Source organism: Nocardia vermiculata NBRC 100427 (assembly GCF_001613265.1).
Classification (GTDB): domain Bacteria; phylum Actinomycetota; class Actinomycetes; order Mycobacteriales; family Mycobacteriaceae; genus Nocardia; species Nocardia vermiculata.
On the sequence record NZ_BDCA01000032.1, the window covers coordinates 19019 to 36048 of the forward strand.

The 17030-nt window shown below is 67.6% G+C and carries 14 protein-coding genes; 4 read left to right on the top strand and 10 right to left on the bottom strand.

Translation table 11 applies throughout. From position 1 onward, the window contains the following. Positions 1–184: 184 nt before the first annotated feature. On the top strand, positions 185–874 hold the full coding sequence (locus NV2_RS25620) for a hypothetical protein (protein ID WP_157103090.1): 690 nt from the start codon (positions 185–187) through the stop codon (positions 872–874). 49 nt (positions 875–923) lie between these two features. Here NV2_RS25620 and NV2_RS25625 read toward each other — a convergent pair whose 3' ends face one another. Beyond that, a complete protein-coding gene (locus NV2_RS25625; protein WP_067879693.1) occupies positions 924–1355 on the bottom strand; it encodes a hypothetical protein in 432 nt (143 codons plus the stop codon). 184 nt (positions 1356–1539) lie between these two features. On the opposite strand from NV2_RS25625, the gene hrpB reads away from it, so the two are divergent. Continuing rightward, positions 1540–3972, top strand: a complete 2433-nt coding sequence (hrpB, locus tag NV2_RS25630) for an ATP-dependent helicase HrpB (RefSeq protein WP_067879696.1) — start codon at positions 1540–1542, stop codon at positions 3970–3972. A 24-nt stretch (positions 3973–3996) separates the two neighbouring features. Here the strand turns inward: hrpB and NV2_RS25635 are convergent, their stop codons facing one another. Beyond that, complete coding sequence (locus tag NV2_RS25635; protein ID WP_067879699.1) at positions 3997–4332, bottom strand: nuclear transport factor 2 family protein; 336 nt, start codon at positions 4330–4332, stop codon at positions 3997–3999. Positions 4333–5085: 753 nt separating this feature from the next. Between NV2_RS25635 and NV2_RS25640 the strand changes: the two genes are divergently transcribed. Continuing rightward, a complete protein-coding gene (locus NV2_RS25640; protein ID WP_067879702.1) occupies positions 5086–6096 on the top strand; it encodes an Rpn family recombination-promoting nuclease/putative transposase in 1011 nt (336 codons plus the stop codon). A 118-nt stretch (positions 6097–6214) separates the two neighbouring features. On the opposite strand, the gene NV2_RS25645 is transcribed toward NV2_RS25640, so the two are convergent. From NV2_RS25645 to NV2_RS25680, 8 genes are all read right to left on the bottom strand, one after another. Then, positions 6215–7438 carry an MFS transporter gene (locus NV2_RS25645; protein WP_067879832.1) on the bottom strand — a complete coding sequence of 408 codons (1224 nt, stop codon included), beginning with the start codon at positions 7436–7438 and terminating at the stop codon, positions 6215–6217. A 47-nt stretch (positions 7439–7485) separates the two neighbouring features. After that, on the bottom strand, positions 7486–8613 hold the full coding sequence (locus NV2_RS25650) for a PLP-dependent cysteine synthase family protein (RefSeq protein ID WP_067879705.1): 1128 nt from the start codon (positions 8611–8613) through the stop codon (positions 7486–7488). 105 nt (positions 8614–8718) lie between these two features. Next, on the bottom strand, positions 8719–9132 hold the full coding sequence (lpqS, locus tag NV2_RS25655; protein WP_157103091.1) for a putative copper homeostasis (lipo)protein LpqS: 414 nt from the start codon (positions 9130–9132) through the stop codon (positions 8719–8721). A gap of 454 nt (positions 9133–9586) precedes the next feature. Beyond that, positions 9587–11125, bottom strand: a complete 1539-nt coding sequence (locus NV2_RS25660; protein ID WP_157103092.1) for an FAD-dependent monooxygenase — start codon at positions 11123–11125, stop codon at positions 9587–9589. 321 nt (positions 11126–11446) lie between these two features. After that, positions 11447–12610 (bottom strand): RNA-guided endonuclease InsQ/TnpB family protein, encoded by a 1164-nt coding sequence (locus tag NV2_RS25665; protein WP_067879837.1) that lies wholly within the window; start codon positions 12608–12610, stop codon positions 11447–11449. A gap of 83 nt (positions 12611–12693) precedes the next feature. Next, entirely contained in the window at positions 12694–14442 is a 1749-nt protein-coding gene (locus NV2_RS25670; protein ID WP_067879711.1) for a GAF domain-containing sensor histidine kinase, read from the bottom strand. After that, positions 14432–15076 (bottom strand): response regulator transcription factor, encoded by a 645-nt coding sequence (locus NV2_RS25675; protein ID WP_067879840.1) that lies wholly within the window; start codon positions 15074–15076, stop codon positions 14432–14434. The genes NV2_RS25670 and NV2_RS25675 overlap by 11 nt, the downstream gene beginning before the upstream one ends. A 44-nt stretch (positions 15077–15120) precedes the next feature. After that, on the bottom strand, positions 15121–15567 hold the full coding sequence (locus NV2_RS25680; protein ID WP_067879714.1) for a pyridoxamine 5'-phosphate oxidase family protein: 447 nt from the start codon (positions 15565–15567) through the stop codon (positions 15121–15123). Between the two features lie 362 nt (positions 15568–15929). On the opposite strand from NV2_RS25680, the gene NV2_RS25685 reads away from it, so the two are divergent. Beyond that, positions 15930–16886, top strand: coding sequence for an acyl-ACP desaturase (locus NV2_RS25685; RefSeq protein ID WP_067879717.1), 957 nt, complete (start codon positions 15930–15932; stop codon positions 16884–16886). The last annotated feature ends 144 nt before the right edge of the window (positions 16887–17030 follow it).

Here is a 17030-nt window from a genome sequence, read left to right on the forward strand (position 1 = left end):
AGTTCCTCTCGCTGCCGAACGTGCCGATCCACAGTAACAATCCGCGCCCCGATCGTCGTCCGGGCTCCGCTGATAACACATCCGCCTGCCGTCCCGATCACACCGAGGACAGGCTCGGACACCGGCGGGCTCGAATTCCTGCGTCGTCAGAGGTTTCGCCGGTGTAGTACCGGGAGGTGTACCGATGAAGTCCACTCGACGCGGGCTGGTGGTCGCCGCCACGGCGGCAGCGCTCGCGATACCCACAATATTCACCAATTATGCTGCCGCGCAGCCGAACAGCATCGCGCCGGAGCAGATGCCCGGCCCACTGCTCGGATACGCCGGATTTCAGCGCACGACCGATGCGTTTCGTGAGATCGATCCCGCCCAGGTGATGTACCCGTCGGCATGCGCGCCGGCCACGGTCCCCGATCAGTACTCCACTGCCGACAGTCATCGCGGCCGCGCGTACGAGGTCGCCGGGTTCGCTGCCCACGACGTCACCGGTCCGGCCGGGGAAGTAGGGTCGGACGTCTATTCCTACGATTCGACCGAGGGTGCCACGGGCGCCTTCGATCGGCTGCGTTCACTGTTCGACCGGCAATGCCCGCTCGATCACGAGGCGATCGGGTGGGAGTTCCTGCGCGAATCCCCGATCACCGGAACCGGTTCGCCCTATGCGCCGCACCGGGCGTTCACGGCAACGGCCGGCAACGACGCGCTGGGGGCTCGCACCTCGGTCACCTTCTCGGTGCTCGACGATTACGTGGTTGCCGCCGGATACCGCGTCGAGACGAGCGATGCACCACAGGATCCGGGCACCTCGGCCGATATCGCCGATCAGGCGGCTCGTGCAGCACTGGAGGCCGTCGTGGAGCACTCCGGACGCTGAGTACGGAACCCTCGAACGGGCCGCAACCGGGGCGCCGCAGAGCCGACTATCAGACCGTGACGCTGATTTCTCCCGGATTCGTGGTCATGGTGACAACCACCGTGCCCGGTCCGGTATCGGCCAGGGCCCGCTGATAGCCGTGATCGGTGGGATAGGGGCCGCCCGGATTCGGGATCGACGACACCGAGACGTCCTGGCTGCCACTCGCCCCGGAATCCAGGTTGCGCCAGGTCAGCGTCGCATGCGCCGAGCAGGCCGGGTCCTGGCGGTCGGCCCGGAACATCACCGCCGCCGCGACGCCGTTCGCATTGTTCGGCAGTGGAGCGACCGCGACCTCCGTGCGGACCGTGCCACCGCATCCCGGTGACACCTCCACCCGGGCATCCTGGAAATCGGCAGCCGTCTGAGCCCCCGCGGGCGCCGCGAACGGGAGCAGGGCCGATACGGCAAAAGTGCCGAGGGCGAACGGACGCAGGAGCATTCGCAAAACGGTGTTTCCTCTCTGGGGACTTCGGCGCCGATTACCCCGAAGCGCCGCCCCGGTAAACCCGACCGGTGCGTAACGAACCGGCACCGGAGGTACGAACCCTCCCGCCGGGGCCGCGCCGCGGGCCGACCCGGAGGCAGCCGCCGGCATTCGGAACGCAGGCCGCACACTGTGGGAGATGAAACTGCCGGAACTTCCCGATCTGCCGATTCGTGACGTCCTCGACGACGTCGTCGAGACGGTGACCGAACACGCGACGGCCGTGCTGGTCGCCCCGCCCGGGACCGGGAAGACGACACTGGTGCCATTGGCACTCGCGGCCGCTGTCTCGGGTCGGGTGGTGGTAGCAGAGCCACGACGGCTCGCGGCCCGGGCCGCGGCCGCCCGGATGGCCGCACTGCTCGGCGAGCAGGTGGGTGAGACGGTCGGATATTCGGTGCGTGGTGACCGGCGCGTCGGGCGCCACACCCGTATCGAGGTCGTGACCTCCGGTCTGCTGGTGCGCCGGCTGCAGGACGATCCCGAACTGGCCGGGGTCGATGTGGTGCTGCTCGACGAATGTCACGAGCGCCATCTCGACGCGGACCTGCTGCTGGCACTGCTGCTCGACGCGCGGGCCGGACTGCGACCGGATCTGCGAATCCTGGCTACCTCGGCGACGGTTGCCGCCCAGCGCCTTTCATCCGTCCTGGGTGAGTCGACCCCGGTGCTTCGAGTCGAGGGACGGACTCATCCGGTGCAGACCACCTACAGTCCGCCACTGCCACGCGAACGCATCGAAGCCCACGTGGCGCGAACCACCCGCGCGGCCCTGGCCGGCTCCGCGGGCGATGTGCTGGTGTTCCTTCCCGGTGCCGCCGAAATACGCAGAACGGCAGCGTTACTCGACGACGTCGAGGTGGATGTCGTGCCATTGCACGGCCGACTGTCCACGACCCGCCAGGACACCGCACTGCGGCCCGGAACCCGGCGGCGAGTGGTGCTTTCCACGGCAGTCGCGGAGTCCAGCCTGACGGTGCCGGGGGTGCGGGCCGTGGTGGATTCGGGGCTTTCGCGGGTGCCGCGCATCGACCGGGCGCGGGGCCTGTCCGGGCTCGCGACCGTGCGGGTCTCGGCAGCGGTGGCCGAGCAACGAGCCGGACGCGCCGGGCGGGAGGCTCCGGGGCGGGTGTGGCGATGCTGGGCCGAGTACGAGCACGCCACCCTGCCCGCATATCCGGAGCCGGAGATCCGCACAGCGGACCTGACCCGTCTGGCGTTGGAGCTGGCCTGCTGGGGCACCGCCGACGGGCAAGGACTGAGCTGGTGGGATGCGCCGCCGCCCGGTGGCTTGGCCGCGGGGCGCGAGGTCCTGGTCGCGCTGGGGGCGGTGGATGTCGACGGCCGGGTCACCGATCGCGGCCGGCGCATGGCCCGGATCGGACTGCATCCACGGCTGGCGCGCGCGTTGCTCGACGGTGCAGCCGAGGTCGGTGTGCGTTGCGCGGCCGAAGTGGTGTCCGTGCTCGACGACGACACGCATCTGTCCGGAGTCGATCTCGTGGCCGGTCTGCGAATGCTGCGGCGCGAGCAACCTCCCCGCTGGCGTCGCGAAGTCGATCGTCTCGCGCGACTGGTCGACGGGCCGCCGGGGGAGGACGACCCGGCTCATGTTGTGGCATTGGCTTATCCGGAACGGATGGCCCGGCGCCGTGCGCCGGGGTCGTCGAGTTACCTGATGGTCGGCGGCACCGCGGTCACCTTGCCCGCCGGGTCCGGGACCGGTGCCCCCGAGTGGCTGGCGGTCGGCGTCGCCACCCGCGATCCGGGACGGTCCGAGGGGCGTATCCGGCTCGCCGCGGCCGCCGACGAACAACTGGCGCGCCGGGCTGCCTCGCCCCTGCTCGCCACGACTGCGGAAATCGAGTGGATCGAGGGTGATGTCGTCGCCCGGCGGACCGAACGGCTGGGCGCGATAACGTTGTCGGAGAATCCGATTCGTGACCCCGATCGCGCACAGCTCGGTGCCGCGGTGCGCCGCGGACTGGCTTCGGACGGCCTGTCCGTGCTGCCGTGGGCTGCGGAGGCGACCGCCCTACGCCGGCGCCTCGACTTCCTGCACCGGACGCTCGGGTCACCGTGGCCACCGGCCGACGAGGAATCGCTGCTCGCCGACCTGGACACCTGGCTGGGCCCCGAACTCGCCACCGCCCGCCGCCGCGCCGACCTCCAACGCATCGATACCGCCGCAGCACTCCGCCGCCTGCTGCCCTGGCCGGAGGCCGCCCGCCTGGACGAGTTGGCTCCCGAACGGCTCGAGGTGCCCTCCGGGAGCCGTCCGCGCCTGGACTATTCGGCCGACCCGCCGGTGCTGGCGGTCAAGGTGCAGGAGGTCTTCGGCTGGACGCAGACACCGCGCCTGGCCGGCGACCGCATCCCGGTCGTGCTGCACCTGCTCTCACCCGCCCAGCGTCCGGTCGCCGTCACCGCGGACCTGTCGTCGTTCTGGCACACCGGCTGGCCCCAGGTCCGCGCCGACCTACGGGGGCGGTATCCCAAGCATGCGTGGCCGGAAGACCCCACCACCGTGCCCGCCCACCGCGGGACCGCCCGTAATGCGCGCCGGGGGTAGGCGGCCCCGCCCCGTCCGGGGCGGTCAGCCTTCGCGGATCGTCATCGACACGATCCGATCACCCCGACTGCGAAAGGTGAAGCGCGACAGTCCGTTGGCGTGCGTACTACGCCAGTCGCCGATCACTGTGACATCGCCGCTGTCGTCGACGGTGACCTGTTGCGGAGTCAGAGTCCCGTTCGCGCCGATGAATTCCCGATCACTCCATCCGGCGATGGCGTCTCGCCCGGTGAAGACCCGCCCCCAGTCGTCGACGAATCCGTCGTCGGTGAATAAGTCGAGACATGATTCACGCTCGTGCCGGTTGACCACATCGATGAAGGCATCCACCGGGTTCGGAATCTCGAGTTCACCGGCCATCGTTCAGACTTCCTTCCGTCGGTTGTCGAAGCACCGTCATGCAACCACGATCGAATCCCTGAGCAACGAACCCGGTTCCCGCGTGTTTCGGCCGGTGCTGTTCATCGCTCTCACCCCGAACTGCCCTTCGACTACTTCGGTAGCGTCGCGGAGTGAAGGGACGGGCAGGGCGTACCCCGTACCGCGGTGGATACGGGTGCACCTGATGCGTGGTCTACTTCGGTCTGGCCTGCTCCGTTACGGTCCGGTTGGTGTGCACGCCCGCCGGGGATTACTCGGCTGGGGCCGGGACTGGGGTATTGCACAGGGCCAGGAGTGCCGTCGCAGTGACCGGGGAACCCGTATGCCGGCATGCACTCCTTCCCGCAACCACGCGGGGGCCGTCCGAGTCCGCCTTTACCGGCCGGCCCTGTGTCATCGGAAAGGGTGCATCGGCCCCTCTGACGGGCGACGGCACCGCGAGTGAAGCGGCCTACCCGTCGAGCGCCACGGGCACAGGGCGTCAAGGGGAAAGGTGGCTGAATCGCCGAATGCGGTAGCCTCTGTGGCTACGGCGTCGGTCTGCTGTTCTCAGATCCTCGCCCAGGCCCCGGCGAGTGTTGGTGCACTTTCCGGGGCTGACTTGTATCCGTCACACTACCAGATAGTTATGACGTCGTAACCGCAGAACTCTTTGCGGCAGACCGTATTTCACGGTTTACCCGGTTTGCCTGATTGGCCGCCGAACAACCACACCCCGTAGCCTCACCCGCCATGAGCGAGCAGCGGTCCAACCCGCACGACTCCTATTTCCGGGCTGTCATGGCCCGCCCGGAAAACGCTGTCTCCGAAATCCGAAGCGCCGTACCCGCCGCACTGGTGTCGCTCATCGACTGGACCGATCTGCAGTTGCAACCAGGTAGTTTCGTCCACCCCGATCTCCGCGACCGCTACAGCGACGTCCTCTATCGCGCCCGTCTTGCCGATCGGCCCGCCTACATCTACATCCTGCTCGAACACCAGTCCAGCAGTGATCGGTTCATGGCCTTCCGCATGCTCGAATACATGACCGCCATTTGGCGGCGCCACCTCAACGACTGTAAACCGAAACGCTCCGGCACAATCTCCACCGCAGCCCTTCCTGCGATCGTTCCGCTCGTCGTACACAACACCGCCAAAGGGCACGCCTGGTCGGCGCCCACCGAGCTCGCGGAACTCATCGATGTCGACAACCTCACCCGCGAGGTCCTGGCCCCCTACCTGCCCCGGCTGCAGTTCCTCCTCGACGATGTCGCCGTCCTGAGCCCCGACGCGTTGCGGGTACGCGACCTGACGCCGGCGACCCGCGTGTTGCTGGTGTTGCAACGTATCGCCCCCAAGAACAAGGCGCTCGGACACGATATGCTGAACTGGCTCGAAGACCTGCGCGAACTCGACGCCGGACCGGACCCCGTCGCCGACTACCTGACCGTCCTGACCTACATCATGACGGTGGGCGAAACCCCCGAGCCCGACGTCGCGGCAGTATTCGAACAGCTCGGCCCACGAGCAAAGGAGGCGATCGTGACCACGGCAGAAGCTATCGAAGCACGCGGAGAAGCACGCGGAGAAGCACGCGGCAAGGCACTCGGTAGGGCAGAAGTGCTGCTCGAACAGATGGCCGCTAAATTCGGTTCGCTCCCGAACACTGCGATCCGACGTGTCCAGTCGGCTACTCCTGCCGAGATCCGTGCCTGGACGACTCGAATCCTCACCGCGCCGACCCTCGACGACTTGTTCTCCTGAGCCGCTCGCTGCCGCGTCGCCCGCACGGTCCAACACATCTCGTGACCGGACGTGCCCTAGCCCGTGGGCCCCTGCGGCCGCTTCGAGAGATGCGGGTCGCAGGGGTCTCGCGACAGGATCAGCTTGGTTTCTGCACCTCCTGGCGCTCTGCCGCAGGGGGAGCGACCGGCCTTTGCGGTCGTGAGCGGTCGAGTCGGTGCAGGGCGTAGGCCGATACCGCGCCGATGAGGGCCAGGCCGGCCCATACTGCCCAGTCGGCCCCACCGGCTCGGGCGGCGCCGACGACGGCACCGGTGGCGAGATTGCCGATCAGGATGCCGATGCCGACGATGGTGTTGTAGAAGCCGTAGTGGGTCGCCACCAGCTTCCCGTCCGCGAGGGAGACCACGGTATCCATCTCGAAGGGGAACACCACTGCGGTGCCGACCGCGAGGAGCGCGGTGGTCAGCAGCAGGGCGCCGATCGCCACGGCGACTCCGAGGAGCCCGGGCCCGGGGACGAGCAGCAGCGGCAGGAAGGCGGCGGCCAGGATCATCATGCCGAGCACGAGACTTCGGCTCGTTCCCCAGCGAGCGCCGAACCATCCGGTGATCCGGAGCTGCCCGGCCACTGCGACCACCCCGGACACCACGAACAGCGCCGAAACGAGCATTTGCGCGTTCGCCCCGGCCAGATACTCGGCCTGCAGCGGCAACGCCAGATACACCTGGAACGACAGCACGTACGAGCCGATCATCGCCAGCGAGAACCACAGGAAGCGACGGTTGGCCACCACGGTTCGCCAATCCTGCAGTACCGCAGTCTGTTCGGCGTTCCTTCGGTCGTGGCGCTCCGGTAGGGCGAACAGTTGCGCCGCGGTGAGAGCCGCGAAGACGACGGCCGCGGCGGCGGCGGTCACCCGGAAGTCGAGGACCATCAGTGCCAAGCCCACCAGGGGACCGGCCAGAATGCCGGCTTGATAGAAGATGTTGAACACGGCGAACGCTTCCACGCGGCGCTCACCGGTATCGGCGGCCAGATAGGCACGCACCGCGGGATTGAACAGCGCCCCGGCGAAACCTGTTGCCGCGGAGGCGATGAGCATGGCCGGGAGCGACGTCGCGAACACCAGCAGGGCGAAACCGCCGGTACGGAGCAGACAGCCCGCGACGATCAGCGGTTTGTAGCCGAGCCGGTCGGCGAGGGTGCCGCCGATGAGGAACATGCCCTGCTGGGAGAAATTGCGCACCCCGAGCACGAGTCCGACTGCCCACGCCGCCAATCCCAGGGGTCCGGCGAGGTAGCCCGCGAGATACGGCATCAGCATGTAGAAGCCGAGGTTGATGCCGAACTGGTTGACCATCAGCAGCCGCGCGGCGAGATCGAAGCTGCGGAAGCTCTGCAGTACGTTCACGAAGCGTCCTTTCCGGATCGGCCGAGGGCGCGAGGGTCGACGACCGTGGTGCAGCGCGTCCACGAGCGCACCACTTGCTGGGCGGGATGCGCGATCGTCTCCGGTTCGATCGGGGGATCGGCGTCGAGGAGGCCGTGTGCGCGGCAGTAGTCGTCGTTGTAGACGGTGTCGAAGTAGCGTTGCGGTCCGTCCGGGAACACCGCGGCGATCCGGGTGCCGGCCGGATAGCTACGCGCTGCCCAGCCCGCGACCAGCGCGACTGCCCCAACGCTCCAGCCGCCGGTCGCATAATGTGTTCCGGCCAGGGCTCGGCAGGCCCACACGGCTTCCGCCGGTGCCACCCAGTGCACTTCGTGGAAGGCGGGGTAGTCGACATTGCGGGGGAGAATGCTCGAGCCGAGCCCGCGCATCACCCGAGGCCCCGCCTGCTGACCGAAGATGGTGGAGGCGATCGTGTCCACGCCGATCAGTTTCAGGTCCGGGTTGAATCGGCGCAGCACCCGTGCCACGCCGGCCGAATGCCCGCCGGTGCCGACCGCGCACACCAGGACATCGACGTTGCCCAGCTGACGGATCAGCTCGGTGCCGAGTGTTTCGTATCCGGCGACATTGTCGGGGTTGTTGTACTGGTCCGGGCACCAGGCGCCCGGTTCGGCGGCCAGCAACTCGGTGACGCGATCACGCCGTGCCTGTTGCCAGCCGCCGCTGGGGTGCGGTTCGGCTACCAGTTCGACGCGCGCCCCGTAGGAGGTGAGCATGCGTTCCACGATCGGTTCCAGCCCTGGGTCGGTGACCACGGTGACGGGGTGGTGTAGCACCGTGCCCGCGAGCGCCAGTCCCAAACCCAGCGTGCCGCTGCTGGATTCGATGATGCGAGCACCGTCGGCCAGCTCACCGCGCTGTTTCGCGCAGCGCACCATGTGCAGGGCGGGGCGATCCTTCATCCCGCCGGGGTTGGCTCCTTCGAGTTTCGCCCAGAATCCGCGTCCGGCGGGCGCCAGCGGCGCCCCCACCCACAGCACCGGGGTATTGCCGACGAGCGAATGCAGCCTGCGTGCCGGAGCCGGTGGTGTCAGTACGGCCGCAGCGTGCCCGGCGATCGCGTCGGGGACGACGTTGTTCATATGTGTGGCTTTCTGTATCCGAACCGCCATCCGGCGGTGAAGACGATGAGCGGGCAGCGGACACCGGCCGGCGCACTTCGTAGGCGTCGGCCTGGCGCTGACCGGTCAGCGTCGGCAGATACAGAATTCTGTGAGAATCGCTTGCCCACTCGCCACGGGCAGGCCACCGCTCGGCGGCCCTCTGATGACGCGGATGCGGGGACTTGCCGTGGCGAACACGGCGAGGGCGGCCACCGCGATCAGCAGTAACCACAGCTCCGGCGCGACCGTCGTGCCGGTGGGCAGGATCAGCTGCTCCAGGCAGTGCAGCGTGTGCTGGTCGCAGTGGTCGCCGGGGTGGTCGTCGATGCCGTGCAGATGGTCGGCGGCTGCTCCGGGTGCGGCGGCCATCACTGTGCTGGAGACAGCATGGGGGTATTCGTCTGCCCGGTGCCCGGTACAGTCCAGGATCGCCGCGAGGAACAGCAGCGCCAGCAGCGCCGCGACCGCCGAATACCCGGAACGCGCGCGAATCTTCACCGTGCGACGCTCGTCTGTGCGCCCGGTCGGCCGCCGCGAGCCGATCTCCTGGTCACCGCTCGCCCTGGCCACATGCATGGAGACCGGTCGCCAGCGGCCCGGTGACGTCCCGATCGCCGCACACTGTTGCCGTGGCGGTCGTGGTCGGGTTACTCACATCGGGTCCTTGCGATCGAACGGGCGAGACACACCACTTATACCATACCCCCGAGCGGTATCTAACGGACTGTGGCACCGCCGCCGAGGGTGCGTCGACGCCGGCACACGACGACTGCGAGCCTAGCGTTCGGCAGCCGACTTGCCACCCGCGCACACCCCTCCTCACCGTGCTGCGGCAGGGACCGGATCCAACACGTCGACACCTGGCGAGAATCGGCCGGTTGAACCGGGCATTCGCCTCGGCGACCACGCCGACGGCTCGGGGTATCTCTGCTGTGGCTCACCACGAGCGGCGCTACGACACCGCCGCAGCGCCCTCCGGAGTTCCGAACCAGCGGGACAGGGCACCTTCCAGGCCGGCCGTTTCACCGGTATCGGCAGCCCACGCCACGCAACCGTCGGGCCGGATCAACAGGGCCGAGAAGTTCCGCGGCTGCGCAGCCTTCACGGTCAGCACCCGCACCCGGTCGCTCCATCGGGCCGCGACGGAACGCAGTGGCGCCGAATCGGTGAGGTCCAGCAGGAGCGCGCGGCCGTCGGTGCAGTGCCGGCTCAGCCAGGTACCGTCGGCGAGTTCGATATCGGGGGCGGCCCGGCCGAGCAGTTCGTGGCCGTCGCCGAGATCGTAGCGATGGGTGACGCCACGGATCTTCTTGCAGACGAAGGTCGCACCGTCGCGCGAGGCCAGCAGCTGCCGGGTGACTGTGCGCATGGCGCGACTGTGCGGGTCCGGACGCATGATCGCCACTTGCGCGCGAGTCCACTCCAGCACCCAGGCGCCGATCGGATGTCGCTCTGCCGTATAGGTATCCAGCAGTTCCGCATCCGAGTCGCCGCGCACCACGGCGGCCAGTTTCCAGCCCAGGTTCACCGCATCACCGATCCCGAGATTGAGGCCCTGCCCACCGAACGGTGAGTGGACGTGGGCGGCATCACCGGCGAGTAGCACCCGTCCGAGCCGGTAGTCGGTGACCTGGCGGGTGTTGTCGGTGAACCGGGTCGCGGAATGCACCGTACCGATCTCGACCCGGACGCCGGACACGGCGAACAGACTCTCCTCCAGCTCGCTCGCGGTGATGGGGGCATCGCGGTCGGCGGGCGGGCCGTCCATCTCCACGGTGAGAAACCGGCCGGGCATCGGCCCGTAGGCGTAGATGCCGTGCTCGGTGGTGTGCCAGCCCGGCCGCAGACCCTCGGTGCCGGTCATCTCGACGACGGCCTGATGCCCGGTGATCAGCGGGTCCACACCCGGGAAGTCGAAACCGGCGAGTTTGCGTACCGCACTGCGGCCACCGTCGCATCCGACCAGCCACTGCGCACCGACGGCCCGGTCGCCCAGCTCGATCCGCACACCGTCGCCGTCGTCGTGGAACCCGGTCAGTTCGGCGCCACGCCACAACGGCACACCGAGTTCGGCCGCGCGTTCGCCGAGTATCTGCTCGATGCCCTGCTGATCGACGAACCAGGCGTCGCCGATCGGGCCGAGATCGGCGAAGTCCGGATCATCGTGGTCGATCACTTCCCCGTCGAGAAAGATCGCGGCGAAATGACCCCCGGGCAGCTTCATCGGGATGGGTGCCGAGCCGGCCGCAGCACGGAACTCGGCCATCTTCTGCAACGCCGCCCGGTGCCGTTGCTGCAACCCGTCCAGCAGGCCTCTCCGCGAGAATGCCTGGACCGTAGGCACATTGACTGCGCCCGCCTTGATCGTGAGATCGGGTTCGGTCAGCCGCTCGACCACCAGTACGTCGACCCCGGCCAGCCGCAATTCGCACGCGAGCATCAGCCCGACCGGTCCGGCTCCGGCTACCACCACTTCGAATGTCTCGTCCATGGATTCGACTGTGCCGGGCAGCTCTTGCACCGGAATTGCATCCCACTGACGTGCCGGCGCAAGCGCCACGGCAGACGAGGCGGTGCGGAAGACAGTGGTCGGCTCGAGTGACGGATGTGGCGCCCGACGGGCAGTCACCCGCGTGAAACGGCACGGTGTCGCACACGGGGCCCCAGCGGCGCCATCAGTCGACGCAGTTCAGCCACTCCAGCGCGCGCGGAAGCGCGCGGAAGGTGAATTCCCAGACTTGACGTCCTTCCCGCCTTGAAGGACGGGGATTCCTACCAGCGGCTCGCGCCACTCTCGGTGGGGTACTGCTTCTCAGCCAAGTGCCGGAACACGTTCCGGTCTTACTTCGGCTCCACAGCCGTTTCGACTGTCCACCCGTCCGGCGGCCAGAATGTTCCTCGCGGCGTTGAGATCTCGATCGTGGGTTGTCCCGCACGTGCAGGTCCATTCCCGCACGTGCAATGGTTTCTTTCCGCCGATCGCCCCACACACCGAGCACATGCGGGTGGAGGGAAACCATCGGTCGACCTTGGCGAAAGTGCGGCCGTACCGCTGCGCCTTCTCCTCCAACATGCGGGTGAACAGCGACCAGCCCGCATCGTGCACCGACTTCGCCAACCGCGTGCGAGCCAAACCCTTGACGCTCAGATCCTCGACATAGATCGCTTGGTTGTCACGAACTATCGCCGTGGAATGCTTGTGCGCCCAGTCTTTGCGGGTATCGGCCACCCTGGCGTGAGCCCTCGCGACCCCGACTCGGGCCTTCGCCCGGTTCTTCGAACCCTTCTCTTTGCGGGACAACGCTCTCTGCGCCTTGCGAAGCTTCCGTTCCGCTTGCCGCAGGAACCTCGGCGAGGCGATCGTCTTGCCATCCGACAGGACCGCGAACGTCGTCAGTCCGAGATCGATACCCACCTCGGACTCGGTCGACGGCAATGGCTCGGCCTCGGTGTGCACCACGAACGACGCGAAATACCGGCCGCTCGCGTCCTTGACGACGGTTACCGAGGACGGTTCCGATGGCAACTCCCGCGACCAGCGCACTTGCACATCTCCGACCTTCGGCAGACGCAACGCGCCGGCCGGAGTCACCGCGAACCGCGCGTTCTTCGTGAACCGGACCGATTGCCGACTGTCCTTGCGCGACCGGAATCGAGGCGGCGCTACCCGCGCCCCTCTCCGTTTCCCAGTGACCGATTCAAAGAAACCCCGGTACGCGGCATTCAAGTCCGCCAGCGCCTGTTGCAGAACGACGCTGGACACCTCGGCCAGCCACGCACGGTCCGGAGATTTCTTCGCCTCGGTCAACCGTTTCGACAATTCCGAGTCCGGCAGGTACGGCAACCGATCCTCGAACGCGGCCTTCCGCGCGGCCAGCGCATCGTTGAACACCACCCGAGCACACCCGAACGCACGCGCCAACTTCCGCTGCTGGCCCACGGTCGGGTAGAGGCGGAAGTTGTACCGGAGCTGCACCACTCCACACTAGCGTTGATTTATGGCCGGATACGAATCCATTCGCACAGGTACGCCCAAGGTCGCACTGTCGCGACGCGCGATCAGCGCAACGGCACCGACCACACCAGAATTGTGCCCGGTCTGTCCGGATTTTCGGTCGCCGCCGGCCCGGCTCCGAACTCGAACCGGCCACCGAGCGACTGGGCGCGCCGCGCCAGATTGGTCAGCCCGCTGGGAGTGATGTCGGCGCCGATTCCACATCCGTCGTCGGTCACCGTGACCGTGAGGTCGTCGCCGACGACGATCGCCACCTCGATGATGCCGGCGCGGGCGTAGCGGACCGCATTGCTGACCGCCTCGCGAACGACGGCCTCGGCATGGTCGGCCAGTTGCGAATGCACCACCGACAGTGGCCCCGTCACCCGGAACGTGGTGCGGACTCCGGTGTCGCCGGTCTGCTGGCGGACCGCCTCCTCGAGCCGCTGCCGCAACCGGGTGCTGGTGCCACCGTGCAGGTCGAAGATGGAGGTACGGATTTCCTGCACCACATCCTGCAGGCCGTCGATGGCATCGGCCAGTCGCGTCTGCACGGCCGGAACCCGAGTGTGCGCAATCGCGCCCTGCAGGGACAAGCCGATCGCGAACAACCGCTGAATCACGTGATCGTGCAGGTCGCGGGCGATCCGGTCGCGGTCGGTGAGCACATCGAGTTCGCGCAGGCGCCGGTGGGTCGCCGCCAACTGCATGGCCAGTGCCGCCTGATCGGAGAACGCGGCGGCCAATTCCAGCATCTCGTCGTCGAAGGGCGCGGCGTCCGTGGCACGTACTGCGATCAGGATCCCCTGCGGAGAATCGCGCGCGTGCAACGGGGTCAGCAGTACCGGGCCGCCGGTGGGGAACATCGCGTCGAGTTCCGCCGCGGCGGCATCGTCGAAGCGCTGCGGCAGGCGATCGGAGAAGACCGTGCCGACCGTACCCGCGACCGCCAGCGAGGCAGCGGTTTCCCCCGCTCGTAGGCCGGAGGAGCGGGTCACCCGCAGCGCGGCGATCTGCCCGACCGGCACATCGGGATCATCGACCGTCGCCAGGAGTACCTGCTCGGAATCGGTCAGCCTGCGCACGTGTTCGACCAGATGGTCGAGCACGGTCCCGGTATCGGTGGCAGCAAGGAATTCGGTGGTCAGATCGCGAGTTGCCTCGATCCACATCTGCCTGTTGCGTGCCGCCTGGTACAGGCGCGCATTCTCGATCGCGATCCCCGCGGCGGCCGCCAGTGCCCGCACGATCAGTTCGTCGTCTTCGGTGAACGGCTGACCGCCGGTCTTCTCGGTCAGATAGAGGTTGCCGAAGATCTCGTGGCGGATATGCACCGGCACCCCGAGGAAGGTCCGCATCGGCGGGTGGTGCGGTGGAAACCCCACCGACGACGGGTGCCGCGCTAGGTCTTCGAGTCGTATCGGTTCGGGCTGGGTGCACAGCATGCCCAGCACTCCGTGGCCTTCGGGAAGCTCGCCGATCAGCGCGCGGGTGGTCTCGTCGATGCCCTCGTAGATGAACTGGGTGAGATGTTCGTCGTGTCCGCGCACCCCGAGCGCGCCGTAGCGGGCATCGACGAGATTGATCGCCGCATGCACGATGGTGCGCAGGGTTTCGGCGAGATCGAGTCCGGAGGTCACCGACAGCATCGCTTCGACCAGACCGTCCATCCGGTCGCGAGAGTCCATGATTTCGTCGACCCGATCGCGGACCTCGGACAGCAGCTCGCGCAGCCGCAGCTGCGACAGCGTGTCACGCACCGAATGCGGGCCGAAACGCGGGTCCTCTGCCGCGCCGACCGAGTTACCGGTCATGGTCGCCGGAGTGGATTCTGGTCGCGTAGACCGCGGCCTGGGTGCGGCGCTGCATGCCGAGCTTCGCGAGCAGCCGGGAAACATAGTTCTTGACGGTCTTCTCCGCGAGGAACATCCGCTCGGCGATCTGCCGATTGGTCAGTCCCTCGCCGAGCAGAGTCAACAGGGTGCGTTCCTGTTCGGTCAGGGTGGCCAGTGGTCCGGCGGGCTCGGTGCCGCGGCGCAACTGATCCATCAGCGCCGCCGCGGCCCGGTTGTCGAGCAGCGACTTCCCGGATCCGACGTCCTTCACCGCCCGCGCGAGCTCCATACCCTTGATGTCCTTGACCACATATCCACTGGCACCGGCGAGAATCGCGTCGAGCATGGCCTGTTCATCGGTGAACGAGGTCAGGATCAGGCACCGCAGCGTATCTAGCTTCGACAGCAGCTCCCGGCACAGTTCGATGCCGTTCCCGTCGGGCAGTCGCACGTCGAGGACCGCGACATCCGGGTGCACCGCGGGGATGCGCGCCAGCGCCTGCGCCACCGTTCCCGCCTCACCGACCACCGACAGATCCGGATCGTTGTCGAGCAGATCGGTCAGGCCGCGGCGGACGATTTCGTGGTCGTCGACCAGGAAGACCGAGATCATGGTGGGCATCCAATCGGGGAGCAGCGGCGGTGTTTCACGATAGATCAGCCGGTGACAGCCACGAGCCTGATGCCTGTGACCAGCGACGGCTCTATCTCCACCACCGTGTCCATGGTCGCGGCAACCCACGATTGCAACAGGTCCTCGTATCGGGAAATGCGGGCCGGGTCGGTGACCGTGCGGGCCAGTCCGGTCACCACGACCGACCAGCCCGTGCGGGTCCGCGGGTCGATATCATCGGCCTCGTAGGCGACGACCACCTCGGGATCGGCCCGGATCGATGAGGTCAGGCGCGAGGTGAGCCGAGTGCGCACGATGATCGTGCCGTCGCGGTCCACCAGGTGATTGACCGGGCGAATGGCCGGCAGCGCGTCCCGTGTGAAAACCACCCGCCCGTAACCGATTCCCTCGAGCAGGCGCATCGCCTCGGCCCGTTCCAGCGGCACCACACGGCTGGGCGCGCCGTCGGTGGCGCGGGCGTGGCCGGTCACGGTGCAGCACTCCTCAGAGACGAAAAGAGAGACGAAAAGCGTGGGTCGCTCACATCTCACCATGCCGGGACGAGGGGGAACAGGGCCGAAAGTCCCATACACCCCGGCGACAGACCCCGGGCCGAGAACCGATCACGCACCCACTGGGACGGTCGTCGTTGCGAATCAACGCTTGCGGCAGGGCATTGCGGCCGAGTAGCCGGTGGCACCGGCACTCCGGAACGAGGACCTTGGGCCCTACACCGCCGCTGCGGGTGCGCGCATGCTCGACAGGTGTTGACGTCCGGGCATGCAACTGTGCCCGGACCCGGATGTACGGAGGGTGCTGTGTTGCAGATGTCGCAAGCGTCGGCGGGTGCGCGGTGACCCGTCCGCTGACCCAGCGCGAGATCCTGACCGAGCTCGAGCCGGTCGCCGAGTCCGCCCTGAACCGCCACCTCGCCCTGGCTCAGGATTGGCATCCGCACGACTACGTGCCGTGGAACGACGGACGCAACTTCGCCATGCTCGGCGGAAATGATTGGGATCCAGGGCAATCCAGGTTGTCCGAGGTGGCGAAGGCGGCGCTGGTGACGAACCTGCTCACCGAGGACAACCTGCCGTCCTACCACCGCGAGATCAGTGCGAACTTCTCCCGCGACGGTGCCTGGGGGACGTGGGTCGGACGCTGGACGGCCGAGGAGGCCCGCCACAGTATCGCGATCCGCGACTATCTGATCGTCACTCGCGGTGTCGACCCCGTCGCCCTGGAGCAGGCGCGCATGCAGCATATGACCGGCGGATTCCACGCCACCGACACGGCCATCGCGACCGACGAGCCCGGGTTCCTGTATTCGGTGGCCTACGTGTCGTTTCAGGAGCTGGCCACCCGCATCAGTCACCGCAACACCGCCGTCGTCTGCGCCGACCCGGTGGCGGATCGAATGCTGCAACGGATCGGCGCCGACGAGAACCTGCACATGATCTTCTATCGCACGCTGTGTGGCGCCGCGCTGGAACTGGCACCGGATCAGGCGATGACCGCGATCGATCTGATCGTGCGCAATTTCCGGATGCCCGGGACCGGGATGCCGAACTTCCGGCGCAACGGTGTGCTGATGGCCAAACACGGCATCTACGATCTGCGCCGGCATCTGCTGGAAGTACTGCACCCTGTGCTGCGCCGATGGGATATCTTCGGCCGCACCGACTTCGGGCCGCAGGGCGAGCAGGCGCGGGAGCGACTCGGGGACTTTCTGGACGATCTCGAACAGGTGCAATTGCCTCGCTTCGAGGAACATCGCGCTCGCGCGCTCGCTCGCGAGGCGGCGCAGGCCTGAGCCGGGACTGTACTTCTCGTGAGCGGACAGGCCCGGCAGTGATCTGGACCGGTTGTTTTCCGGTCCACTGCACCGTGGGAGCAGCGGACTGGCTTTTTATTTTTTCTGACGTATGGTCGAAGTCAGTCGGATGGAACTTCGAAA